The sequence below is a fragment of the Streptomyces sp. NPDC021622 genome, assembly GCF_040640795.1.
GTDB lineage: Bacteria > Actinomycetota > Actinomycetes > Streptomycetales > Streptomycetaceae > Streptomyces.
Genome location: NZ_JBFACK010000004.1, coordinates 62,977 through 85,713 on the forward strand (window position 1 = coordinate 62,977; position 22,737 = coordinate 85,713).

The 22,737-nt window shown below is 69.5% G+C and carries 24 protein-coding genes; 13 read left to right on the forward strand and 11 right to left on the reverse strand.

Going from position 1 to position 22,737, the window contains the following annotated elements; genetic code table 11:
* The first annotated feature begins 17 nt into the window (after positions 1-17).
* The 12 genes from AB0G47_RS10720 (at position 18) to AB0G47_RS10775 (ending at position 10,852) form a co-directional block, all read left to right on the forward strand.
* The gene (locus AB0G47_RS10720; RefSeq protein WP_360766778.1) at positions 18-1,715 is read left to right on the forward strand and encodes a nitrite/sulfite reductase; all 1,698 of its coding nucleotides are present in this window, start codon (positions 18-20) and stop codon (positions 1,713-1,715) included.
* Positions 1,712-1,891: a hypothetical protein gene (locus AB0G47_RS10725; protein WP_135335604.1), complete on the forward strand. Its 180-nt coding sequence runs from the start codon at positions 1,712-1,714 to the stop codon at positions 1,889-1,891. The genes AB0G47_RS10720 and AB0G47_RS10725 overlap by 4 nt, the downstream gene beginning before the upstream one ends.
* Complete coding sequence (locus AB0G47_RS10730) at positions 1,888-2,610, forward strand: phosphoadenylyl-sulfate reductase (protein ID WP_360766781.1); 723 nt, start codon at positions 1,888-1,890, stop codon at positions 2,608-2,610. The genes AB0G47_RS10725 and AB0G47_RS10730 overlap by 4 nt, the downstream gene beginning before the upstream one ends.
* Complete coding sequence (gene cysC / locus AB0G47_RS10735; protein WP_360766784.1) at positions 2,610-3,236, forward strand: adenylyl-sulfate kinase; 627 nt, start codon at positions 2,610-2,612, stop codon at positions 3,234-3,236. The genes AB0G47_RS10730 and cysC overlap by 1 nt, the downstream gene beginning before the upstream one ends.
* A complete protein-coding gene (cysD, locus tag AB0G47_RS10740; RefSeq protein ID WP_360766786.1) occupies positions 3,233-4,171 on the forward strand; it encodes a sulfate adenylyltransferase subunit CysD in 939 nt (312 codons plus the stop codon). Before cysC ends, cysD begins: the two co-directional genes overlap by 4 nt.
* Positions 4,172-4,173: 2 nt before the next feature.
* Positions 4,174-5,547 (forward strand): GTP-binding protein, encoded by a 1,374-nt coding sequence (locus AB0G47_RS10745; protein ID WP_360766789.1) that lies wholly within the window; start codon positions 4,174-4,176, stop codon positions 5,545-5,547.
* 250 nt (positions 5,548-5,797) lie between these two features.
* Positions 5,798-6,928, forward strand: a complete 1,131-nt coding sequence (locus AB0G47_RS10750; RefSeq protein ID WP_360766791.1) for an aliphatic sulfonate ABC transporter substrate-binding protein — start codon at positions 5,798-5,800, stop codon at positions 6,926-6,928.
* A gap of 36 nt (positions 6,929-6,964) precedes the next feature.
* Positions 6,965-7,762 (forward strand): ABC transporter ATP-binding protein, encoded by a 798-nt coding sequence (locus AB0G47_RS10755; RefSeq protein WP_360766794.1) that lies wholly within the window; start codon positions 6,965-6,967, stop codon positions 7,760-7,762.
* Complete coding sequence (locus tag AB0G47_RS10760) at positions 7,749-8,648, forward strand: ABC transporter permease (RefSeq protein ID WP_360766796.1); 900 nt, start codon at positions 7,749-7,751, stop codon at positions 8,646-8,648. Before AB0G47_RS10755 ends, AB0G47_RS10760 begins: the two co-directional genes overlap by 14 nt.
* 5 nt (positions 8,649-8,653) lie before the next feature.
* Positions 8,654-9,400, forward strand: coding sequence for a sirohydrochlorin chelatase (locus tag AB0G47_RS10765; protein ID WP_360766799.1), 747 nt, complete (start codon positions 8,654-8,656; stop codon positions 9,398-9,400).
* An 11-nt stretch (positions 9,401-9,411) separates the two neighbouring features.
* The gene (locus AB0G47_RS10770) at positions 9,412-10,269 is read left to right on the forward strand and encodes a hypothetical protein (RefSeq protein ID WP_360766802.1); all 858 of its coding nucleotides are present in this window, start codon (positions 9,412-9,414) and stop codon (positions 10,267-10,269) included.
* Between the two features lie 49 nt (positions 10,270-10,318).
* The gene (locus AB0G47_RS10775) at positions 10,319-10,852 is read left to right on the forward strand and encodes a GNAT family N-acetyltransferase (RefSeq protein WP_266871628.1); all 534 of its coding nucleotides are present in this window, start codon (positions 10,319-10,321) and stop codon (positions 10,850-10,852) included.
* On the opposite strand, the gene AB0G47_RS10780 is transcribed toward AB0G47_RS10775, so the two are convergent.
* The 10 genes from AB0G47_RS10780 to AB0G47_RS10825 form a co-directional block, all read right to left on the reverse strand.
* Positions 10,845-11,459 (reverse strand): DsbA family protein, encoded by a 615-nt coding sequence (locus AB0G47_RS10780; RefSeq protein WP_360766805.1) that lies wholly within the window; start codon positions 11,457-11,459, stop codon positions 10,845-10,847. The genes AB0G47_RS10775 and AB0G47_RS10780 overlap by 8 nt on opposite strands.
* Before the next feature lie 88 nt (positions 11,460-11,547).
* The gene (locus AB0G47_RS10785) at positions 11,548-12,552 is read right to left on the reverse strand and encodes a 2-dehydropantoate 2-reductase N-terminal domain-containing protein (protein WP_360766808.1); all 1,005 of its coding nucleotides are present in this window, start codon (positions 12,550-12,552) and stop codon (positions 11,548-11,550) included.
* Between the two features lie 54 nt (positions 12,553-12,606).
* Positions 12,607-12,993, reverse strand: coding sequence for a DUF4440 domain-containing protein (locus AB0G47_RS10790; protein ID WP_360766811.1), 387 nt, complete (start codon positions 12,991-12,993; stop codon positions 12,607-12,609).
* Positions 12,983-13,576 carry a DUF1697 domain-containing protein gene (locus AB0G47_RS10795; protein ID WP_360766813.1) on the reverse strand — a complete coding sequence of 198 codons (594 nt, stop codon included), beginning with the start codon at positions 13,574-13,576 and terminating at the stop codon, positions 12,983-12,985. The genes AB0G47_RS10790 and AB0G47_RS10795 overlap by 11 nt, the downstream gene beginning before the upstream one ends.
* 106 nt (positions 13,577-13,682) lie before the next feature.
* The gene (locus AB0G47_RS10800; RefSeq protein WP_360766816.1) at positions 13,683-14,891 is read right to left on the reverse strand and encodes a S8 family peptidase; all 1,209 of its coding nucleotides are present in this window, start codon (positions 14,889-14,891) and stop codon (positions 13,683-13,685) included.
* Between the two features lie 357 nt (positions 14,892-15,248).
* A complete protein-coding gene (locus AB0G47_RS10805; RefSeq protein ID WP_360766819.1) occupies positions 15,249-16,214 on the reverse strand; it encodes a CDP-alcohol phosphatidyltransferase family protein in 966 nt (321 codons plus the stop codon).
* A gap of 192 nt (positions 16,215-16,406) precedes the next feature.
* Entirely contained in the window at positions 16,407-17,627 is a 1,221-nt protein-coding gene (gene mgt, locus AB0G47_RS10810) for a macrolide-inactivating glycosyltransferase (RefSeq protein WP_360766822.1), read from the reverse strand.
* Between the two features lie 141 nt (positions 17,628-17,768).
* A complete protein-coding gene (locus tag AB0G47_RS10815; protein WP_360766824.1) occupies positions 17,769-19,076 on the reverse strand; it encodes a sugar ABC transporter substrate-binding protein in 1,308 nt (435 codons plus the stop codon).
* On the reverse strand, positions 19,076-19,909 hold the full coding sequence (locus tag AB0G47_RS10820; protein ID WP_360766886.1) for a carbohydrate ABC transporter permease: 834 nt from the start codon (positions 19,907-19,909) through the stop codon (positions 19,076-19,078). The genes AB0G47_RS10815 and AB0G47_RS10820 overlap by 1 nt, the downstream gene beginning before the upstream one ends.
* Positions 19,909-20,835 (reverse strand): sugar ABC transporter permease, encoded by a 927-nt coding sequence (locus AB0G47_RS10825; RefSeq protein ID WP_360766826.1) that lies wholly within the window; start codon positions 20,833-20,835, stop codon positions 19,909-19,911. The genes AB0G47_RS10820 and AB0G47_RS10825 overlap by 1 nt, the downstream gene beginning before the upstream one ends.
* A 183-nt stretch (positions 20,836-21,018) precedes the next feature.
* On the opposite strand from AB0G47_RS10825, the gene AB0G47_RS10830 reads away from it, so the two are divergent.
* Entirely contained in the window at positions 21,019-21,873 is an 855-nt protein-coding gene (locus tag AB0G47_RS10830) for an aminoglycoside phosphotransferase family protein (RefSeq protein WP_360766829.1), read from the forward strand.
* Between the two features lie 27 nt (positions 21,874-21,900).
* Here the strand turns inward: AB0G47_RS10830 and AB0G47_RS10835 are convergent, their stop codons facing one another.
* Positions 21,901-22,626: a 3'-5' exonuclease gene (locus AB0G47_RS10835; protein ID WP_360766832.1), complete on the reverse strand. Its 726-nt coding sequence runs from the start codon at positions 22,624-22,626 to the stop codon at positions 21,901-21,903.
* Positions 22,627-22,737 lie beyond the last annotated feature (111 nt).

Consider the following 22,737-nt stretch of genomic DNA (forward strand, 5'->3'; position numbering starts at 1 on the left):
TTGAAGGACGTATAGCCATGGCTGCCACCCCTGAAAACCCCACGACTGCCGCGCCCAAGCGCAAGGTGAGCCGTCACCGTGGTGAGGGCCAGTGGGCCGTTGGCCACTTCACTCCGCTCAACGGCAACGAGCAGTTCAAGAAGGACGACGACGGTCTCAATGTGCGGACACGCATTGAGACGATCTACTCGAAGCGTGGGTTCGATTCGATCGACCCCAACGATCTTCGTGGCCGTATGCGCTGGTGGGGGCTCTACACCCAGCGCCGGCAGGGGATCGACGGCGGCAAGACCGCGATCCTGGAGCCGGAGGAGCTGGACGACGAGTACTTCATGCTGCGGGTGCGGATCGACGGCGGGCGGCTGACCACCGAGCAGCTGCGTGTCATCGGCGAGATCTCGCAGGAGTTCGCGCGCGGCACCGCCGACCTCACCGACCGGCAGAACGTCCAGTACCACTGGATCCGCATCGAGGACGTTCCCGAGATCTGGGAGCGGCTTGAGGCTGTGGGGCTCTCCACCACCGAGGCCTGCGGTGACACGCCCCGCGTCATCCTCGGCTCGCCCGTCGCCGGTATCGCCGAGAACGAGATCATCGACGGCTCCCCCGCCATTGATGAGATCCAGCGCCGCTTCATCGGGAATCCCGACTTCTCGAACCTGCCGCGCAAGTTCAAGTCCGCCGTGTCCGGATCGCCGCAGCTCGACGTCGCGCACGAGATCAACGACATTGCCTTTGTCGGTGTCGATCACCCCGAGCACGGGCCCGGCTTCGACCTCTGGGTCGGCGGTGGGCTGTCCACCAACCCCAAGCTGGGCGTGCGGCTCGGCGCCTGGGTGCCGCTCGACGAGGTGCCGGACGTGTACGGCGGTGTCATCGGCATCTTCCGTGACTACGGCTACCGGCGCCTGCGCAACCGCGCCCGGTTGAAGTTCCTGGTCGCCGACTGGGGCCCGGAGAAGTTCCGGCAGATCCTGGAGGACGAGTACCTCAAGCGGCAGCTCGTCGACGGGCCGGCGCCCGAGCAGCCGACCGGCACCTGGCGCGACCACCTCGGCGTGCACAAGCAGAAGGACGGCCGCTTCTACGTCGGGTTCGCACCGCGCGTCGGGCGCGTGGACGGCACCACCCTCACGAAGATCGCCGAGGTCGCCGAAGCCCACGGCTCGGGACGGCTCCGCACCACCGCCGAGCAGAAGATGATCGTGCTCGACGTGGAAGAGGCTCAGGTCGAGTCGCTCGTCGCCGGGCTCGAAGCCCTCGATCTGCGGGTCACTCCCTCCCCCTTCCGGCGCGGCACCATGGCCTGCACCGGCATCGAGTTCTGCAAGCTGGCGATCGTCGAGACCAAGGCGCGCGGCGCCTCGCTCATCGATGAACTGGAGCGCCGCATCCCGGAGTTCGACCACCCGATCACCATCAACATCAACGGCTGCCCGAACGCCTGCGCCCGTATCCAGGTCGCCGACATCGGTCTCAAGGGCCAGCTGGTCCTGGACGCCGACGGCAACCAGGTCGAGGGCTTCCAGGTGCACCTGGGCGGAGCGCTCGGGCTCGAAGCCGGGTTCGGCCGCAAGGTCCGTGGCCTGAAGGTCACTTCGGCCGAGCTGCCCGACTACGTGGAGCGGGTCCTCAAGCGCTTCGAGAAGGAGCGCGCGGACGACGAGCGGTTCGCCACCTGGGTGGCGCGTGCTTCCGAGGAGGCCCTCTCATGAGCGAGCGTGCCGCCCCCTTCCACTGCCCCTACTGCGGCGACGAGGACCTGCGTCCGAACGAGACCGGTCACGGCGCCTGGGAATGCGCCGCGTGCAACCGGGCCTTCCAGTTGAAGTTCCTCGGGCTGCTCGCCCGCGGAGTTCAGCGCAACAGCGGTGGAGGGGAAGAGATATGACGACCGTTCAGAGCCAGAGCGATCAAGTCCGGCGTACGAACGACGAGTTGAAGGCTCTCGCCGAGCAGGCGGGGCGCGATCTGGAAGACGCCTCCGCGCTCGAGATCCTCCAGTGGGCCGTCGACACCTTCGGCACCCGCTTCTGCGTGACCTCCTCCATGGAGGACGCCGTCGTCGCCCACCTCGCCTCGCGCGCCCGCCCCGGCGTGGACGTGGTGTTCCTCGACACCGGCTACCACTTCCCCGAGACCATCGGCACCCGCGACGCCGTCGCCGCCGTGATGGACGTCAACGTCATCACGCTGACGCCGCGGCAGAGCGTCGCCGAGCAGGACGCCGAGTTCGGCGCGAAGCTGCACGACCGGAACCCCGACCTGTGCTGCGCCATGCGGAAGGTCAAGCCCCTTGAGGAGGGCCTGACTTCGTACGCCGCTTGGGCGACGGGTCTGCGCCGCGACGAGTCCCCGACCCGGGCCAACACCCCGGTCGTCGGCTGGGACGAGAAGCGGCAGAAGGTCAAGGTCTCGCCGATCGCCCGCTGGACGCAGGACGACGTCGACGCCTACGTCACCGAGCACGGCGTCCTCACCAACCCCCTCCTCATGGACGGCTACGGCTCCGTGGGCTGCGCGCCCTGCACCCGCCGCCTCCTGGAGGGCGAGGACGCGCGCGCCGGACGCTGGGCCGGGAACGCCAAGACCGAGTGCGGGATCCACTGATGACGGCCACTCGGACAAGCGCTCAGGACCAGGCACACGCCCAGGACCAGACACACGCCCAGGATCAGACACACCCTCAGGAGAAGCACGTGACCACCGGAGCCACCATCTGGCTCACCGGTCTGCCCAGCGCGGGCAAGACCACCATCGCGTACGAGCTCGCCGGCAAGCTGGGCGAGGACGGCCACCGGGTCGAGGTGCTCGACGGCGACGAGATCCGCGAGTTCCTCTCGGCGGGCCTCGGCTTCAGCCGCGAGGACCGGCACACCAACGTGCAGCGCATCGGCTTCGTCGCCGAACTGCTCGCCCGTAACGGCGTGAAGGTCCTGGTGCCGGTGATCGCGCCGTTCGCCGACAGCCGCGAGGCGGTGCGAAAGCGCCACCAGACGGGCGGCACGCCGTACATCGAGGTCCATGTGGCCACGCCCGTCGAGGTCTGCTCCGTACGCGATGTGAAGGGTCTGTACGCCAAGCAGGCGGCGGGCGAGATCTCCGGGCTCACCGGGGTCGACGACCCGTACGAGGCGCCCGAGTCGCCCGATCTGCGCATCGAGTCCCAGGACCAGACCGTGCAGGAGTCCGCGGCGGCCTTGCGCGCGCTGCTCATCGAAAGGGGTCTGGCATGACCACCACCGTGGCCACCGTGACCGAGGGGACGGACAGCCCGTACGCGCTGTCTCACCTGGACGCCCTCGAATCCGAGGCGGTGCACATCTTCCGTGAGGTGGCGGGCGAGTTCGAGCGGCCGGTGATTCTGTTCTCCGGCGGCAAGGACTCGATCGTCATGCTGCACCTGGCGCTGAAGGCGTTCGCCCCCGCGGCGGTGCCCTTCTCGCTCCTGCACGTCGACACCGGGCACAACTTCCCCGAGGTCATCGAGTACCGCGACCGCGTGGTCGCCGAGCACGGGCTTCGCCTGCACGTCGCCTCCGTGCAGGAGTACATCGACGCCGGGAAGCTGCGGGAGCGCCCGGACGGGACCCGCAACCCGCTGCAGACCGTGCCGCTCACGGAGAAGATCCAGAGCGAGAAGTTCGACGCGGTCTTCGGCGGCGGGCGCCGCGACGAGGAGAAGGCGCGCGCCAAGGAGCGGGTGTTCAGCCTCCGGGACGAGTTCTCGCAGTGGGACCCGCGCCGTCAGCGCCCCGAGCTGTGGCAGCTCTACAACGGCCGGCACGCCCCTGGTGAGCACGTCCGCGTGTTCCCGCTGTCCAACTGGACCGAGCTGGACGTCTGGCAGTACATCGCCCGTGAGGGGATCGAGCTGCCCGAGATCTACTTCGCGCACGAGCGTGACGTGTTCAAGCGCTCGGGCATGTGGCTGACCGCCGGCGAGTGGGGCGGTCCCAAGGACGACGAGACGGTCGAGAAGCGGCTCATCCGCTACCGCACCGTCGGCGACATGTCCTGCACCGGAGCCGTCGACTCGGACGCGACGACGCTGGACGCCGTCATCGCCGAGATCGCCGCGTCCCGCCTCACCGAGCGCGGCGCGACGAGGGCCGACGACAAGCTCTCCGAGGCCGCGATGGAAGACCGCAAGCGCGAGGGGTACTTCTAAACATGACCAGCACCACCGAACCCGACAAGGCGCAGCCGCTCTCCACGGAGCAGCTGTCGGCCACCACCCTGCTGCGCTTCGCCACCGCCGGGTCCGTCGACGACGGCAAGTCCACCCTGGTGGGCCGGCTCCTGCACGACTCCAAGTCGGTCCTCACCGACCAGCTCGAGGCCGTCGAGCGGGTCTCGCTCGGCCGCGGCCAGGAGGCGCCCGACCTCGCGCTGCTCACCGACGGTCTGCGGGCCGAGCGCGAGCAGGGCATCACCATCGACGTCGCGTACCGCTACTTCGCCACCGCGCAGCGCCGGTTCATCCTGGCCGACACGCCGGGCCATGTGCAGTACACCCGCAACATGGTCACCGGTGCGTCGACGGCCGACCTGGCCGTGGTCCTCGTCGACGCCCGCAACGGCGTCATCGAGCAGACCCGCAGGCACGCCGCCGTCGCCGCGCTGCTTCGCGTCCCGCACGTCGTGCTCGCCGTGAACAAGATGGACCTCGTCGCGTACGAGGAGACGGTCTTCGCGAAGATCGCCGAGGAATTCACCGCGTACGCCGTCGGGTTGGGCGTCCCGGAGATCACCGCGATCCCGATCTCGGCGCTCGCCGGCGACAACGTCGTGGAGCCGTCCTCCAACATGGACTGGTACGGCGGCCCGACCGTCCTCGAGCACCTGGAGACGGTCCCGGTCAGCCACGACCTGACCTCCTGCCACGCGCGCCTGCCCGTCCAGTACGTGATCCGCCCGCAGACCGCCGAGCACCCCGACTACCGGGGTTACGCGGGGCAGATCGCGGCCGGCACCTTCCGGGTCGGCGAGTCCGTGACGGTGCTGCCATCGGGGCGTACGTCGAAGATCGCGGGCATCGATCTGCTCGGTGAGCCGGTGGACGTGGCCTGGACGCCGCAGTCCGTGACGCTGCTCCTGGAGAGCGACATCGACATCTCGCGCGGCGACCTGATCGTGCCGAGCGGCGACCAGCCGCCGACCACGCAGGACATCGAGGCGACGGTCTGCCATGTGGCGGACCAGCCGCTCGCCGTCGGCCAGCGGGTGCTGCTCAAGCACACCACCCGTACGGTCAAGGCGATCGTCAAGGAGATCCCCTCGCGGCTCACCCTCGACGACCTCTCCCAGCACCCCGCCCCCGGACAGCTCGTCGCCAACGACATCGGCCGGGTCCTGGTGCGCACCGCCGAGCCGATCGCGCTCGACTCGTACGCCGCTTCGCGCCGCACCGGTTCCTTCCTGCTGATCGACCCGGCGGACGGGACCACGCTCGCGGCGGGCATGGCGGGCGACGCGTTCGCCACCGGAGACGAGACGGCCGACGAGGCCAAGTCGGCCGCCGACGACGAGGGTTGGGACTTCTGACCATGATCTCGATCGACTACTTCTCGACCTTCGCGAAGGAGGGCGGCCGCATCGGCAGCGGCGCCCTCGGCAGCGGTCAGGGCGGGGTCGGGCGATGTGCGGCATGACGTACGCGCACCGCTTGCGCGCCCTCACCCCCCGCGAGATCGATCTGCGAAGACGAAAACCTGCCGACCTTCCCGGCCACGACCTGAGGGCGTAGACACGACCCGACGGCGTGCGAGCCGGGCCGACGAGAGGATCCCCTCCCGTGCCTGCCAGCTTCCGCACACCACGCACCACCGGCGGCCGCCGTGCCCTGGCCGCCGCGGCCGCCCTGCCGCTGCTCGCCGTGGTGCTCACGTCCTGCGGTTACGGCTCCGAGTCCTCGGACAAGAGCGACAAGGCCAACATCGCCGCCGGGGCGAAGAAGATCGAGGGCCTCGACGAGGTGAAGATCGGGTACTTCCCGAACCTCACGCACGCCACCGCGCTCGTCGGCGACCAGGAGGGCCTGTTCCAGAAGGAACTGGGCGCCACCCAGGCCAAGTACACGCAGTTCAACGCCGGTCCCTCGGAGATCGAGGCGCTGAACTCGAAGTCCATCGACATCGGCTGGATCGGCCCGTCGCCCGCCATCAACGGCTACGCCAAGTCCGACGGCAAGAGCCTGCGCATCATCGGCGGCTCGGCGTCCGGCGGCGTGAAGCTCGTGGTGAACCCGAAGAAGATCAAGTCCCTCGACGACGTCAAGGGCAAGAAGATCGCGACGCCGCAGCTCGGCAACACCCAGGACGTGGCCTTCCTCAACTGGATCGCGGAGAAGGGCTGGAAGGTCGACGCGGAGAGCGGCAAGGGCGATGTGTCGGTGGTCCGCACCGACAACAAGATCACCCCGGACGCCTACAAGTCCGGTTCCGTCGACGGCGCCTGGGTCCCCGAGCCGACCGCGTCGAAGCTGGTCGCCGAGGGCGGCAAGGTGATCCTCGACGAGGCCGACCTGTGGCCGGACAAGAAGTTCGTGATCACGAACATCATCGTGTCGCAGGAGTTCCTCACCAAGCACCCGAAGGTCGTCGAGGCCGTCCTTCGCGGCTCGGTGAAGACCAACCAGTGGATCAAGGACAACCCGGAGAAGGCGAAGGCCTCCGCCAACGCCGCCCTCAAGGAGGCGTCCGGCAAGGCGCTGCCCGCCGAGATCCTCGACCCGGCGTGGAAGTCGATCCAGACCACCGACGACCCGCTGGCCGCGACGCTGGGCACCGAGGCCGAGCACGCCGTCAAGGCGGGCCTCCTGGAGAAGCCCGACCTCAAGGGCATCTACGACCTGAAGCCGCTGAACAAGGTCCTGAAGGCGGCGGGCAGGCCCGCAGTCGACGACGCCGGTCTCGGCGTCAAGTAAGCCCGGAATCCGACCAGTTCCCAGGAGGTGACGACCATGGCAACAGCAACCACCACCCTCGCCAAGGCGGCGGACAGCACGGAGACCGGCGGGTACGCGGCCCGGATCGAGCACGTCTCGAAGTCCTTCGCCACACCCGCAGGGCCCCAGCTCGTCCTGGACGACATCACGCTCGATGTCGCTCCCGGCGAGTTCGTCACCCTCCTGGGAGCCTCGGGCTGCGGCAAGTCGACGCTGCTCAACCTGGTGGCCGGGCTCGACAAGCCGTCGGCGGGCGCCATCGCGACGGACGGCCGCCCGGCCCTGATGTTCCAGGAGCACGCGCTCTTCCCGTGGCTGACCGCGGGCAAGAACATCGAGCTCGCCCTGAAGCTGCGCGGCGTCACGAAGGTGGAGCGGCGCGAGCGGGCCGAGGAGCTCCTCGAACTCGTACGGCTCAAGGACGCGCACGGCAAGCGGGTGCACGAGCTGTCCGGCGGCATGCGCCAGCGCGTTGCGCTTGCCCGCGCGCTCGCGCAGGACAGCAAGATCCTGCTGATGGACGAGCCGTTCGCGGCGCTCGACGCGATCACCCGTGACGTGCTGCACGACGAGCTGACCCGCATCTGGCGCGAGACGGACGTCTCCGTCCTCTTCGTCACGCACAACGTGCGCGAGGCGGTCCGCCTCGCCCAGCGCGTCGTGCTCCTCTCGTCGCGCCCGGGCCGGGTGGCGCACGAGTGGCGGGTGGACATCCCCCACCCGCGCCGCATCGAGGACACCGCCGTGGCGGAACTGTCCGTCGAGATCACCGAACAACTGCGTGGGGAGATCCGCCGTCATGGCCAGCACTGAGAGCACCACCTCAGTCGTCAAGGACAGCAGCCAGGACCTGGCAGGCCTTGAGGCGGGCCTCGACGCCCTGGAGACCGTCCAGACGAGCCGCACGCCCTTCCGCAAGACCCTCGTCCAGAAGGTCCTGCCGCCGCTGACCGCCGTCGTGCTTGTCCTGGTCGTGTGGCAGGTCCTGGTGTGGGCGAAGGTCACCGACACCTACAAGCTGCCGCCGCCGGCCGACGTGTGGCACGAGGTGGAGGACGCCTGGCTGCAGGGCACGCTCCTCGACTACATCTGGACGTCCGTCTCACGCGGTCTGCTCGGCTTCCTGATGGCCCTGGTGATCGGTACGCCGCTCGGCCTGATCGTCGCCCGGGTCCGCTTCGTGCGGGCGGCCATCGGCCCGATCCTGTCGGGCCTGCAGTCGCTGCCGTCGGTGGCCTGGGTGCCGCCGGCCGTGATCTGGCTGGGTCTCAACGACCAGATGATGTACGCGGTGATCCTGCTCGGCGCGGTCCCCTCGATCGCCAACGGCCTGGTCGCGGGAGTCGATCAGGTGCCGCCGCTGTTCCTGCGGGCGGGCCGCACCCTGGGCGCCACGGGCCTGCGGCACACCTGGCACATCGTGATGCCGGCCGCGCTGCCCGGGTATCTGGCGGGTCTGAAGCAGGGCTGGGCGTTCTCGTGGCGCTCGCTGATGGCCGCCGAGATCATCGCGCAGTCGCCGGATCTGGGCATGGGCCTCGGCCAGCTCCTGGAGGCGGGCCGCACCAACAGCAGCATGTCGCAGGTGTTCCTGGCGATCCTGCTGATCCTGGTCGTCGGCATCGCCATCGATCTGCTCATCTTCAGCCCGCTGGAGCGGCGCGTGCTGCGCAGCCGCGGTCTGCTCGTGAAGAGCTGATGGCCATGTCCGCACCGGTGCTTCTCGTCGTCGCCCACGGCAGCCGCGATCCGCGGCATGCCGCGACGGTGCGTGCCCTGGTGCGGCGGGTGCGGATGCAGCGTCCTGGTCTCCGGGTGGAGACGGGCTTCCTGGACTTCAACTCACCTTCGGTTCCCGAGGTGTTGGAGTCCCTGGACGCAGAGGGCGTACGCGACGTGATCGCACTGCCTCTGCTCCTCACGCGGGCGTTCCACGCCAAGTCGGACATCCCCGCGGTCCTTGCCCAGGCACCGCCCCGGCTGCACATCCGGCAGGCGGCGGTGCTCGGGCCTTCGCCGCTGCTCCGGGCCGCCCTGGAACGGCGGTTGTACGAGGCGGGCCTCACGCCCGCCGACAAGTCCTCGACCGGGGTCGTGCTGGCCTCGGCGGGGTCATCCGACCCGGAGGCGATCGCAGTGATCGCTGAAATCGCGCGGGAGTGGCGGCACACCGGTTGGTGCGCCGTGCGGCCTGCGTTCGCCTCCGCATCTCTGCCCCGCACGGAGGACGCCGTGCGGGAACTGCGCGAGCTCGGGGTGCGCCGCGTCGCGGTCGCGCCCTATGTGATCGCGCCAGGTTTTCTGCCGGACCGCATCGACCGCGGCGCCGCCGAAGCGGACGTACTGGCCCGAGTTCTGGGCCCCGCGCCGGAGGTGGCCCGGCTTCTGCTGCGGCGCTATGACGAGTCATGTGCGGTCGGGCGGGTGGCGCGGGTACTCGCGCTGGCCTAGCTTGTGGGTCCATGACCCTCACCAGATCCCGCACGCTCTGGCTGCGGACCGAGCCCCTGCACGCCGTGATCTACTTCGAGGACGGCTGCCGGGCCATGGGCCGGGCACTCGGCCTCAAGGGCTTCTGGATGGGCTACTTCGCGGCCCGCACCGCCCCGATGGGCCCCGTCGAACCGGGTGCCGCCACGGCCGCGCTCGGCGTCTTCGCCCCCGGCATGGTGGCGCGCGCCCTGCCCTCCGCCTGGCAGTACGCGCACCCCGGCCGGATCGTGGAGGAACGCGCGGCGTGCTCGGCGCGGGCCCTGCGCTCCCTCGTCCCGGACATCGAGAAACGGGCGGCCGAACTCGTGCCGCCCCTCGCGGCGATGGTCGAGGACGCCCCGTCGCCGGCCCGGCCGCTGTTCGCGGCGAACCGCGAGGTGAGCGAGCGCACCGACCCGGTGCAGCGCCTGTGGCAACTGGTCACCTGCGTACGGGAGTTCCGGGGCGACGCGCATGTCGCGGCGCTCGCCGACCACGGCATCGACTCCTGCGAGGCGCTGGTGCTCGCGGCGGCGACGGACCGGGTGGACCCGGGGACCATCCGCCAGGACAGGGGCTGGAGCGAGCAGGAGTGGGCGGAGGCGGTGGACCGGCTGCGCGGGCGCGGCCTGCTCGACGGCGAGGGGCACATCACCGAACACGGGCGCACCGAACGGGAGTTGATCGAGGACGCCACGGACCGCCTGTCGGCACGGCTGCTCCGCCCGCTCGGCGCACGCGACGCCGACACCCTGCTTGCCGCCCTCGAACAGCCCGTGCGGCAGATCATCGCCGCCGACGTGCTCCCGTTCCCCAACCCCATTGGGCTGCCAATGCCGACGGGGTGATCCCGAATCCCCTTGCCCCGGCACCACTCCTGCCCCTAGCGTCACGCCGATGACCCCCGTACTGCGTTCAGCACGCCTACGTCTTTCGCCCTATGTCGCCGCCGACGAAGGCCAGTTCGTGGCCCTTCTGCAGGACGAGGCCGTGGGCCGCTGGTTCGGGGACGGGATGCAGAGCGCGGATCAGACGCACGCTCTGTTCCGGCGGATCTTCTCTCTCGTGTACGCGGAGAACCACTTCCCGATCTGGGCGGTGCGGCACGAGGGGCGCTATGTCGGCCATGCGGAGATCAAGCCGTCGCCCGAGACCTGGCTGGACGGCCACGAGATCGTGTACGGCCTGTCGCGGGACAGCTGGGGGCTCGGCCTCGGCACGGAGCTTGCCGGTCTGCTCACTTCGTACGGCCATGAGACCTTGGCCCTTGCCGAGGTGCACGCGACCGTCGACGCGCAGAACACCGCGTCGCTCGCCGTCCTCAAGCGCCTGGGCTACGAGCAGGGCCGCGCGGTCCCCGAGGACAACGGCCGCACCACGCTCCTGATGACCTCCCGCGTCCCGGCCCCGCGGCCGAAGGACGTCAGCTGAAGTCGAGGCCTCCGGTACGGGTCCGCTTCAGCTCGAAGAGGTCCGGGTAACCCGCCAGGACGCGGAAGCTGTCGAAGAGCCGCACCGCGTCGTCGCCGCGCGGAATCGCCCGCAGGACCGGGCCGAACCAGACGGTGCCGTCGACGTGGAGGGTGGGCGTGCCGACGTAGGCGCCGGCCTCCGGGTCCCTGCCCTCGTCGTGGCTGCGCCGCAGCACGTCGTCGTACGCGGGGTCGTGCGCGGCGGCCGCGAGCCCGGCGGGCAGCCCCGTCTCGGCCAGGGACTCGGCGACGACCTGGTCGAAGTCCTCGTACTTCTCCTGGTGTATGCGGGTGCCGTAGGCCGTGTAGAGGTCCCGCAGAACACCCTCGCCGTGCTCCTTGGCCGCGGCGGCCGCGACACGGACGGGGCCGATCGACTTGTCGACCAACTCGCGGTACCAGTCCGGGAGTTCGTTGCCGACGTTGTGGAAGTAGAGGCTCATCACATGGAAGCGGAGGTCGAGCTCGCGGGCGCGCTCGACCTCCAGGATCCAGCGGGAGGTGATCCAGGCGAAGGGGCAGGCCGGGTCGAAGTAGAAGTCGATGCGGGTGTCGGTCGTCGTCATGGCCTCGACCCTAGTGACAAGTGGCGCACGCCCCTGGGCCATTCCCCCTCTGCCCATCTGGGCCAATTCCGCGCTGTCCGGTTCTGCGCTATTCGGCGGATGCCACCAGCGCCACGAGGTCGGCGACCGGCATCGAGCCCGCGGTACGCCGCTCGCGCGCGAAGGTGTTCGCGATGTTCTGCAGGGCGTCGTTCACCGGCGTCGGCACGCCGTGCAGCCGCCCCAGGAGGGCGATCTCGCCGTTGAGGTAGTCCGCCTCGATGGTGCCCGTGCCCCGGCTCAGGCTCTGCCAGGACGATCCGCCGCCGCGCTCCGAGCGGTCGAAGGGCTCGAAGCGGATGCGGTCGCCGCGGGCCTCCTTCTGCTCCTGCTCGCCGACCGCCTCGATTCCGGCCGCGGCGAGCACCGCCTCGCCCTCGGCACGGGCCCGCCGGAAGAGCTCGACGGCCTCGTCGCTGGTGATCAACCCTGTGACGGCTTCGATGGAGTTGGCCAGGTTCGAGAGGAGTTTCCCGTACTTCCAGCGCATCACGTCCGGCACGACGGGCGCGATGATCTTCGACTTCTCCAGATCGGCGGCGATCAGGCGGGCCGTCTCGTCCGTGCCCGTCGGGTAGCGGCCGATGTGCAGCATGCCGGTGTAAGGAACACCCGCCGCGGAGACCGCCCCCGGCTCGACATGGGTCGCGGGCAGCCAGACGCATACGCCGTAGACCCGCCGGAAGCGGCGCAGCGCGATGCGTTCGCTCTCCACGCCGTTCTGCGCGCAGACCAGCGGAAGGACCTCCGCCGCCGTCCCGCCGCCCGCCACCGGGCAGCCGCCCCAGGCGTCGACGGCGGCCTGGCAGTCCTGTGTCTTCACCGCGAGGCACAGGACGTCGTCCGCCCTCAACTCCCCGAGGTCGGCGGGCTGCCGGATGACGGGCAGCCGGTGCGTACGCGTCCCGTCCGGCGTGCTGACCCGCAGTCCGCTCGCCACGAGCGCGTCATGGTGCGCGCCCCGCGCGACGAGAACCACGTCGTGCCCTGCCTCGGCGAGCCGCCCGCCCACGGTGCCGCCGATCGCCCCTGCTCCGATGATGATGTAGCGCATGCTGTCGAGCCTCGCACACCGGATCCGGCGGCTCCATGGCCACGGTGGTAAAGATCAGACTTCCGCCCCGGCGTCCGCACTGAACGGGGTCCCCTGGTGGAACCAGAGCAGCCACTCGCCCTCGCATCGCCGCCACAGCGAACTGCGGTGCGCCAGACGGCCGTTGCTGTCCGTGTCGAAGGTCAGGTGCACCACGTCGTCCGCCAGCTGAACGCCCCGCATGCGGGATGCGATGAGCGGGCGGGTTCCCGCCTCGGTGCTCTCGGTCAGGGACTTGATGATCGACGCCCGGTCCCAGCGGGCCCCGGAGACGCCGAACTCGGTGAACTCGGGGTGCAGCAGCTGCCCGAGGAGCTCGGGCGACGAGCGGACCTCGGGGGCGAGCAGGCGCAGTTCGGCCTCGATGGCCGCGTCCACGGCGGCCGTGCGGTCAGCGGTCATGGTGCGGCTCCCCGGCGCTCCCGGTCATCTCCGTCATCTCCGTCATCTCGACCAGCTTGGCGACGGTGTTCCAGTTGCGGCTCGTGGCGATGACGCCCTTGAACAGGGCCGGGCGCGAAAGGACCTCGCCCAGCTTGGAGCGGCCGAGGCCGTCGGGAGCGTAGAGATAGAGCGCGCGGTCGCCGAGCCGGAACTCCTCCGGCAGGAAGGCCGCCGGGTCGATCCCGTCGAGGCGTGCGGCGTCGACCGGCTCGGAGAAGTACGTGACGTGCAGCTGTCTGCCTTCGAGCGATTCCGCGGGAAAGGGGCAGGCGTCCGCGACCGCCTTCAGATACGGGCCGCCGCGCACCAGGACGTCCACGGGGAAGCCGAAGTGCTGCTCGATGGCCTCACCGACCCGCGCCGCCAGAGCGTCCTCGTCGCCGGTGTCACTCGTGAAGACCGCGTTGCCGCTCTGCAGATAGGTGCGTACGTCGCCGAGACCGAGCCCGGCGAGCAGCGTACGCAACTCCCCCATCGGCACCTTCTTCTTGCCGCCCACGTTGATGCCGCGGAGGAGCGCCGCGTACGCCTTGACCGTCATCCGCACACCATAGGACGGCCGCCGCGCCCCGTGGGGGTGGGCACGACGGCCGCCGGTTCACTGGGTGTTACTCAAGGGAGCAACACAAGGGCGTGCGCCCTGTGCCCTACTCGACCACCTTGAGCAGCTTGTTGGGCGTGCCCTCGCTCGGGTTCGAGATCTTGTCCGGGGTCGCACCGTCGGTCAGCGCCTTGGCGACGGCGTCCGGCTTGGCGTCCGGGTGGGCGGCCACGTAGACGGCGGCGGCGCCGACGACGTGCGGGGTGGCCATCGACGTACCGGAGATGGTGTTGGTGGCGTCGTCACCGGTGTTCCAGGCGGACGTGATGTCCGAACCCGGGGCGTAGATGTCCACGACCTCGCCGTAGTTGGAGAAGTCGGACTGCTCGTCGTCCTTGGTGGAGGAGGCAACCGTGATGGCCTCCTTCACGCGGGCCGGCGAGCCCTGCGAGGCGTCGGTCGACTCGTTGCCGGCCGCGACACCGAAGGTCACACCGGCCGCGATGGCCTTCTGGACCGCGGCGTCGAGGGCCTCGTCGGCGCCGCCGCCGAGGCTCATGTTGGCGACCGACGGGCCCTCGTGGTTCTTGGTGACCCAGTCGATGCCCGCGACGACCTGCTCGGTGGTGCCGGAGCCCTGGTCGTCCAGGACGCGGACCGCGACGATCTTCGCCTTCTTGGCGACACCGTGCGCCTCACCGGCGATGGTGCCGGCGACGTGGGTGCCGTGGCCGTTGCCGTCGTCGGCGTTGTCGTCGTTGTCCACGGCGTCGAAGCCGGAGACGGCGCGGCCGCCGAAGTCCTTGTGCGAGACGCGGACACCGGTGTCGATGACGTACGCCGTGGCGCCCTCACCGGCCGCGTCGGGGTACGTGTACTTCTTGTCGCCCTCGGTGTCCGCCTGGTCGACGCGGTCCAGGCCCCACGACGGCGGGTTGTCCTGGGTGGCGTCGATGGTGAACTTCTTCGACTGGACGACCTTGCCGACGGCCGGGTCGGCGGCCAGCTGCTTGGCCTCGGTCTCGCTCAGGCCCTTGGCCGAGAAGCCGTTGATCGCGGAGGAGTAGTTCCGCTTGAGCTCGCCGCCGTACTCCTCGGCGAGGTCGGACTTGGCACCCTTGTCGGCCTTCTCGTCGAGCATGACGATGTAGCTGCCTGCGACGGCGCCCTTGGCGTCCGCGCCGTAGACCTTGCCCTCGGCGGGGGTGGCCGCACCGGCGAAGGAGGTGGCGAAGACGGTCACACCGATCGCGGTTGCGGTCGTGGCTATCGCAGCGGTGAGCTTCATCGTGCGAGCGCGCTTGTGAGTTGCCATGAAGAGGGGTCTCCTCGTGGTGAGTGTGGGGGGATGTGGGGGTTTTCAAAACTTCACTGCAACACCTGCTGAGATCCGGAAGATCTCCGGGTGTTGGGACGAAACCCTGTCTGATTGACGCGCGCAGATCAATACCTACATACACCTGTGACTTGTTCAACAAGGTTCTGTAATAACAAAACGGGCCCCTGTCCGCAGATCGGACATGGCGCTGCCGAAGCGCCCCAAGTGCCCTTAGATGTAAGGGGCTTGTTACAGCCACCTCACACTCGACGTGGTCGGTCGGTAACAGAGATGAACTCAAACGCCGGACGGGCTGGATTTCCAGCCCGTCCGGCGACATTCCCGCAAGGTCCCCTATGCCGCGGCCATGACCTTCCGCTCCTCGAAGGAGTCGATCGTCCGCGTGAAGTCACGCGTGGACAGCAGCAGCTTGTAAATGATGGCCAGCTCGAAGACCAGCAGCAACGCCCCGGAGACAATCGTCGCCGGCAGCACCACGTCGAAGAGCGGCCCGATCATGAAGACGCCCATCTGGAACTCGATCCCGCTCACCAGATGCGTACGGATCCGGTGCCGCAGCAGGAAGGACCGCGCCCGCAGATACGCGGGGAACTTGTGCCGGAACTCCTGATGCAGGTCGATAACCTGAGGCTTGACCACGGGGGCGACCTCCGGCGCCTCCGGAATCCCCGCCTCGGACCGCGCCTTCTGTAGATCCTGCTCCACGTCGGCCTCGGGATTGTCCCGCAGCAGATCCTCCATGAAGGCGAGCTCGGCCTGGTTCTCCGCGCGCCGCGCGGCCTTCAGGCGCACCTTGATCTGCTTGCGCATGGAATGGCGGATCTTGAAGATCTCGAGGGAGTTGATGTAGCGCAACGTGTCGAGTCCGACCACGGCGACCGCGGCCCAGATGTACAAGGACTCGCCGGTGCGGTCGTACTGGCCCCACATCAGCGCCACCGCGCACGCCATCACGCGGATCCGGTCGAAGACGAAGTCGAGCCAGGCGCCGAACACCGAACCGGTGCCGGTGAGTCTGGCGACCTTGCCGTCCATGCAGTCGAGGATGAAGCTGAGGTGGTAGATGACGGCGCCGGCGATGAGCCACCGCCAGTCACCGAGTGCGAAACACGCCGCGGAGCCGAGTCCGAGAAGGAACGCGCCCCAGGTGATCTGGTTCGGTGTGATCCGCGTACGCATGGCCGTCAGTCGCACGAGAGGCGTGGCGACCGGGTCGACAAGCAGCACGGTCCACCACGCGTCGCGCTTCTTCTGAGTGATGCGGCGCACCTCGTCGAGGGGCGGTATGTCTCGTCGCATGGGGTCAACTTCCTGGCGTTCGTGGAAAGTTCACCTCACGCTAAGAAGCTCTTGGTTCAAGGAACAAGATCCTGCCCGTGCAACCTTTCACCGGGGGTAACGGTCAACCTTTCAGGGCGAGTCAATGGCCCCACCAGAACAACCCTGCGTTACCTGAGCGTTATCGAATGACCTGGGCGTTACCGAAACGCTTCACAGAGCGTTACGCTCCAGCGCCTTCGTCAGCTCCTCCTCGATGAGGTCGGCCGCCATCTCCGTGCCTCCCTCCCCGGCCATCCCGGCCTGCACCTCGCCGAGCCTGCGCGCCACTTCGGGGTCCCCGACAAGGGTGAGCACGGCCTCGCGCAGGGCGGCCGCGGTGGCCTCCTCCATCGGCAGATGCCTGGCCACGCCGAGCGCCTGCAACATGTCGGCGTTGCCGAACTGGTCGGCGGCCTGCGGCACCGCGACCATCGGCGTCGCCGTGGCGAGGCCCTCCTGGCTGCCGCCCGCGCCGGCGTGGGTGATGAAGGCGTCGGCCTGCTTGAGGACCGCGAGCTGCGGAACCCAGGAGCGCACCTCCACGTTCGCGGGTACGTCGCCCAGCTCGGCCGGGTCGACATGCGCGCCGATCTGCAGGACCACATGCCAGCCCGGCAGGTCCCCGAACGCCTCGATGCACGCGCGGTAGAAGTCCGGCTGCTTGGTAAAGGACGAGCCGAGCGAGACCAGGAGCACCTTCTCCGCGCCGGAGGGCCGCTGCCAGTCGCCCTGCGCCGCGCGGTCGCCCTGGCAGGCGCCGACGAAGGTGTGCACGCTCTCGTCGACCCGGTCGGCGTTCGGCTGGAGCGCCTTGGGGATGAGCACGAGCGAGCGGGGCGGGCGGCCGACGAAGGGGTCGGGGTGCTGGGTGATCCCGTTCGCCTCCAGCCAGGCGTGGAAGCGCTCGTAGTAGGCCTGGCCCCGCTCGGACGCCTTCAGCTCGGCGTACATGGGCTCGGCGACCTCCTCCTCGTAGCCGTCCCAGGCCACCAGGTTCGGTGAGAGCGAGATCTCGGGCACACCCCAGCGGCGGGCCAGGACACGCGCCGGGTAGGAGGTGATGTCGTGCAGGACGAGGTCGGGCTCGTCGCCTTCGTACGCCGCCGCCAGCTGGGGCAGCGTCTCGACCGCCTCGGTGAGGAACGGCTCGATGTTGTCGATGAGTTCGGTCCCCCAGGCCTCGGGATCGGCGTCCGGGCCCGGCAGCGTCGTCGTATACAGGACGGGCTCGGCGCCGGTCTCGGCGACCTTCTCGGCGAAGAGGTGCGGGATCGCGTAGGTGACGCGGTGACCGCGGGCGACGAGCTCTCGGATCACTTCCAGGCTCGGGTTGACGTGCCCGTGGGCGGCGATGGAGAACATGGCGATGTGGGCACGCTGGCGTGAGGTCATGCGCTGACCTTAAACGAGACGAGACGTCTCGTGCAATACCGCGCCCCGTAAGGGGCGCGGGGCTGTGTCAATATGCGGCTCCGCCGCGTGGGCGCGACCAGCCACGACGAACCCGCAGCCGAAGCCGGTTCCGCGAGGTGCTTACCTCTGATACCGCGCAAGGACCAAGTTGCCGTCCTTCACCAGGCGTTTGCGCAGCTCGTCCAGGCCGATCGCCCCGCTGTAGTACTCCTGGAGCGCCGGGGTGGCCACCTTGTCCTTCCACTCCGGATAGCCCCGCACGGACTGCGCCGGCGCCGGACGCAGATGCTCGGCGAGGGCCGTCCCCGCGGCCCAGTCGTCCTTCTCCGTCCGCAGGGCGGGATCCCTCAGGGCCTCCGCGCCAGTAGGCAGCATCCAGTCACCGCGCGCGAGTTTCACCATGTTGTCCGGCTGGAGGAAGAAGTCGATGAACTCGGCCGCCTCCTTCTTGTGCGGGCTGTCCTCGGAGACGGACAGGGTCTGCGGGCTGACGCCCTGCGCGAGCCCCTCCGCACCGGCCGGGGCGGGAAGCACCTGCCAGTCGAAGCCCTTGGGTGCCTGCTGGACGATCTGCTGACGGTAGGAGAAGCCGAGCGGGACCATCGCGTACTTGCCGCCGAAGAAGCCGGGCAGGGTGTCGGAGCCGCCCATGCCGAGGGTCGTGCCCGACGCGCTCTTGTCGTTGTTGACCTGGTCGTGGACCGTGCGCGGCATGATCTCGTCGGCGGCGTCGAAGTGGATGTCGACCTTGCCGTCCGCGCCCCGGTGGAACATCTTCCCGCCGGTCGAGAGCGAGAGGTTGAGCGTCGCGGAGACCGGCTCCTTGAGCGGCCAGGCGACGCCGTACTTCCCGTCCGTGCCGTCGCCGAGCTCCTTGGTGACCACCCGGAACTCCTCCCAGCTCCACGGCTTCTCGGGCGTGGGGATCCGTACGCCCGACTTCTTGAGCCACTGCGCGTTGGCGATCAGGACGCGCGGCTCCTGTAGGAACGGCACTCCGTAGACCTTGCCGCCGAAGGTCGTCGTCTCCCAACTGCGCTTCGGGATGTCGGACTTGAGGCGCGCCGGAAGGAGATCGCCGATGTCGGCGAGATATCCGCCGTACGCGAAGTCGGCGAGGTCGTCCGACGCGTCATGGATGATGTCCGGCGCCTCGCCACCCTCGAAGGAGGTGAGCAGCTGGTCGTGGACGCTGTCCCAACTGCCCTGGACGTACTCGACCTTGACGTCCGGGTGGGTGGCGTTCCACTCCTTGACCAGCGCCTTGTTGGCGTCGACGGACTCCTTCTGCCAGGCCAGGGACTGGAACTGCAGGGTGATCTTCCCGTCGTCGTCCCCGGAGTCACCGCTGCAGCCGGTGAGCAGCAGCGCGAGGGCGGTGGCGGCCGCGGTCACCAGGCGTGGGCCGAGGCGTGCTGCTGTGCGCATCAAGCCTTCACCGCCCCTGCCAGCATGCCGCCCGTGATCCGCTTCTGGATGATCGCGAAGATGACGAGGGAGGGGATGGTCGCGAGGAACGCCGCCGCGGCGAGCGGCCCGAGGTCGGCGACGCCCTCCGTGCCGATGAAGCGGTTGAGGATGACCGGCAAGGTCTGCTTCTCCGGGGTCTTGAGCAGGACGAGCGCGAAGAAGAACTCGTTCCATGCGGTGATGAAGGCGAACATCGCCGTGGCCACGATGCCGGGCGCGAGCAGCGGCGCGACGACCGAGACGAACGTACGCACCTTGCTCGCGCCGTCGACGGCGGCCGCCTCCTCCAACTCGGCGGGTACGGCGCGGACATACCCGACGAGCATCCACAGCGCGAAGGGCAGCGACCACACCACGTACACCATGATCAGGCCGACCAGCGAGTTGATGAGGTGCAGGTTCTTCAGGATCAGGAACAGCGGAATGATGATGAGGACGAACGGGAACGCCTGGCTGATCACCACCCAGCCCGTCGCCGCCTTGGAGACGCGATTGCGGTGCCGCGCCATGACGTATGCCATGGGGGTCGCGATGACGACCGCGATCAGGGACGCGCTGAGCGCTGCGATCAGGGAGTTGCCCGCGGCCTGGAGGAGCGGCTGCTCGTCGAAGGCCTGCCGGAAGTTCTCCAGGGTCGGGTCCTTCGGGATCCAGGTGGGGTGCAGACTGCCCAGTTCCCGCGCGGGCTTGAAGGCCGTGGAGATCAGCCAGAGGAACGGGAAGGCGAGGAAGACCAGATAGGCGGCAAGCGCCGCGTACTGTGCGGCGCGCGTCGTCTTCTTCGTACGCATCATGCCTCGTCGCCTCCCTTCAGACGGCCCACGAGGTAGAAGGCGAGGATCACGGAGATCACGGCGACCATCACACAGCCCATGGCCGCGGCATAGCCGAACTGGCCGTAGCGGAAGGCCTCTTCGTAGGCGAAGAGCATGGGCAGGCGGGTGCGGCCGCCGGGGCCGCCCTGGGTCAGGACATAGACCAGGGCGAAGGAGTTGAAGTTCCAGATGAAGTTGAGCGCCGTGATGGCGAGGGCGATCGGCTTGATCGCCGGCCAGGTGACGGTGCGGAAGCGCCGCCAGGCTCCGGCGCCGTCCATCGCGGCGGCCTCGTGCAGTTCGCGCGGGGTGTTCTGGAGTCCGGCGAGGAGCGCGACGGTGGTCTGCGGCATGCCCGCCCAGACCCCGACGACGATCACGGCGAAGAGCGCGGTGGCCGTTCCCGTCAGCCAGTCCTTCCCCTCCCCCAGGCCGAAGTTGGAGAGCGTCTCGTTGAGCACGCCCGCGTCCGGGTGGTAGACGAGCCGCCACATGATGCCGACGACCACCTCGGGCATCGCCCACGGGATGATCGCGAGCGCCCGCGCGAGCCAGCGCATCCGCAGTGGCTGGTTGAGCAGGAGCGCAAGGCCGAGCGCGAGGAAGAACTGCGGCACGGTGACGCCGAACGCCCAGAGCAGGCCGATCCGGAACGAGTCCCAGAACAGCGTGTCGTGCAGCAGGTCCTGGAAGTTGAGGGCGCCGACCCACTGGGTGGGTTCGGTGCGGCCCGACTGGGAGTCGGTGAAGGCGAGCGCGATGCCGTAGAGCAGCGGGCCCACGCTCAGGATCAGGATCGGGATCAGCGCGGGCAGCACCAGGAACCAGGCGCCGTGGTCCGTCCGTCCGGGGCCGGGCGCGCGCTTCTTCGCTGACCGCTTCCTTGCGGTCGCCAATGTCACGGAATCGGCTCCTTTGGGCGGCTCATCGGGGTATGGCCGCCCAGGCGGCCCCCGTCATCGTGCTGAGGGGATCTTGATACGTCAAGCAGGTACGCAGGGCTCACGGGCCGCCCTCGCACGGCACTTGGCCAGTGCGAATGCGAGACTGTCGGCGAACGAGGCATGTGGTGCGGGAGGCAGTGGATGGACGAGGCGCGGGCACGGGACGTACTGGGCGCGGCGGGTCTGGAACGGGACGCCGAGCTGCTCGCCCTCGGCGAGAACGCGGTGTTCGGCAGCGGCGAGCTGGTCGTCAAGGTCGGCCGCGACGCCCCCGGGCTGCTCGACCGCGCGCGGCGTGAACTGCGCGTCGCCCAGTGGCTGGAGGAGTCCGGTGTGCCGGCGGTGCGGGCGGCGGAGGGCCAACCCCGCCTGGTGGACGGTCATCCGGTGACGCTCTGGCACCGGCTTCCGCAGGCCGCCCGGCCCGCCGAGCCGCGCGACCTCGCCGCACTGCTGCGCCTTGTGCACGCACTGCCCTCCCCCTCCTTCGAACTGCCGCGCCGCGAGCTGCTCGGCGGTGTCGAGCGCTGGCTGCGGCTCGCCGGCTCCGCGATCGACCGCGAGGACGCGGACTATCTGCGGGAGCGGCGGGACGGCTTCGCCGCGGCCGCCGCCGCGCTCACCCCGCAGCTGCCGCCCGGACCCATCCACGGGGACGCGCTGCCCCGCAACGTCCTCGTGGGCCCCGAAGGGCCGGTCCTCGCGGACCTGGAGACCTTCTCCTCCGATCTGCGCGAGCACGACCTGGTGGTGATGGCGCTCTCCCGCGACCGGTACGGACTGCCCGCCGATGCCTACGACGGGTTCGTCGCCGAGTACGGGTGGGACGTACGGGAGTGGGAAGGGTGCGCGGTGCTCCGGGGAGCCCGGGAGACCGCGAGCTGTGCGTGGGTCGCCCAGCACGCGCCGGCCAATCCGAAGGCCCTGGCCGAGTTCCGCCGCCGTGTCGCCTCGCTGCGTGACGGGGACTCAGCCGTGCGGTGGTATCCCTTCTGAGCTTCCGCTCGCCCCCGGACGCCGCTCTCACACGCCGGAGGTGCTGAACTCCTCGCGCAGCGGCCAGGTGCCGTCCACCACCGCGTCCGCATTGCCCTTGCGGCGCAGGAAGTTCTGGAAGTCCGCCGCCCACTCCGCGTACCACTCGATCTGGCGGCGGTGCAGCTCCGCCGGGCCGAAGGCCGCCAGCTTGGGGTGGCGGTCGGCTATCGCGATGGCGAGCCGCGCGGCGGCCAGGGCGTCCGATGTGGCGTCGTGCGCCGACTCCAGGAGCACGCCGTACTCCGTACAGACCGCTTCGAGGTTGCGCTTGCCCTTGCGGTAGCGCTCGACCGAGCGGTCGATCGTGTACGGGTCGATGACCGGCGCGGGCTCCGGTCCGCCGAGCCGCTCACGCAGCGAGGGCAGACCGTGCCGCCGCAGCTCCGCGGAGAGCAGGCTCAGATCGAACGTCGCGTTGTAGGCGACCACCGGCACGCCCGTCTGCCAGTACGACGTGAGGACGCCCGCGATCGCGTCGGCGACCTCCGCGGCCGGTCTGCCGTCCGCCGCCGCCCGTTCGTTCGAGATGCCGTGGACCGCCACCGCGTCCTCGGGGATCTCCACCCCCGGATCCGCGAGCCACTCCCTGCGTCCGAGCACCTCGCCGGCCCTGACCTCGATCACCGCCCCCGTGACGATGCGTGCCTCGCTCGGATCCGTCCCTGTCGTCTCCAGGTCGAAACCGATCAGCAGCTCCCGGTGCCAGCCCATGGCCGCCCCCTTCTCTGTGGTGCGTTCCCCCAATGACCACCACGATCCCACGCGCCACTGACAATCAGAGGGGCGCGTTCCGCTTGACCGTACGGGGCGGCCCGGCAGCGG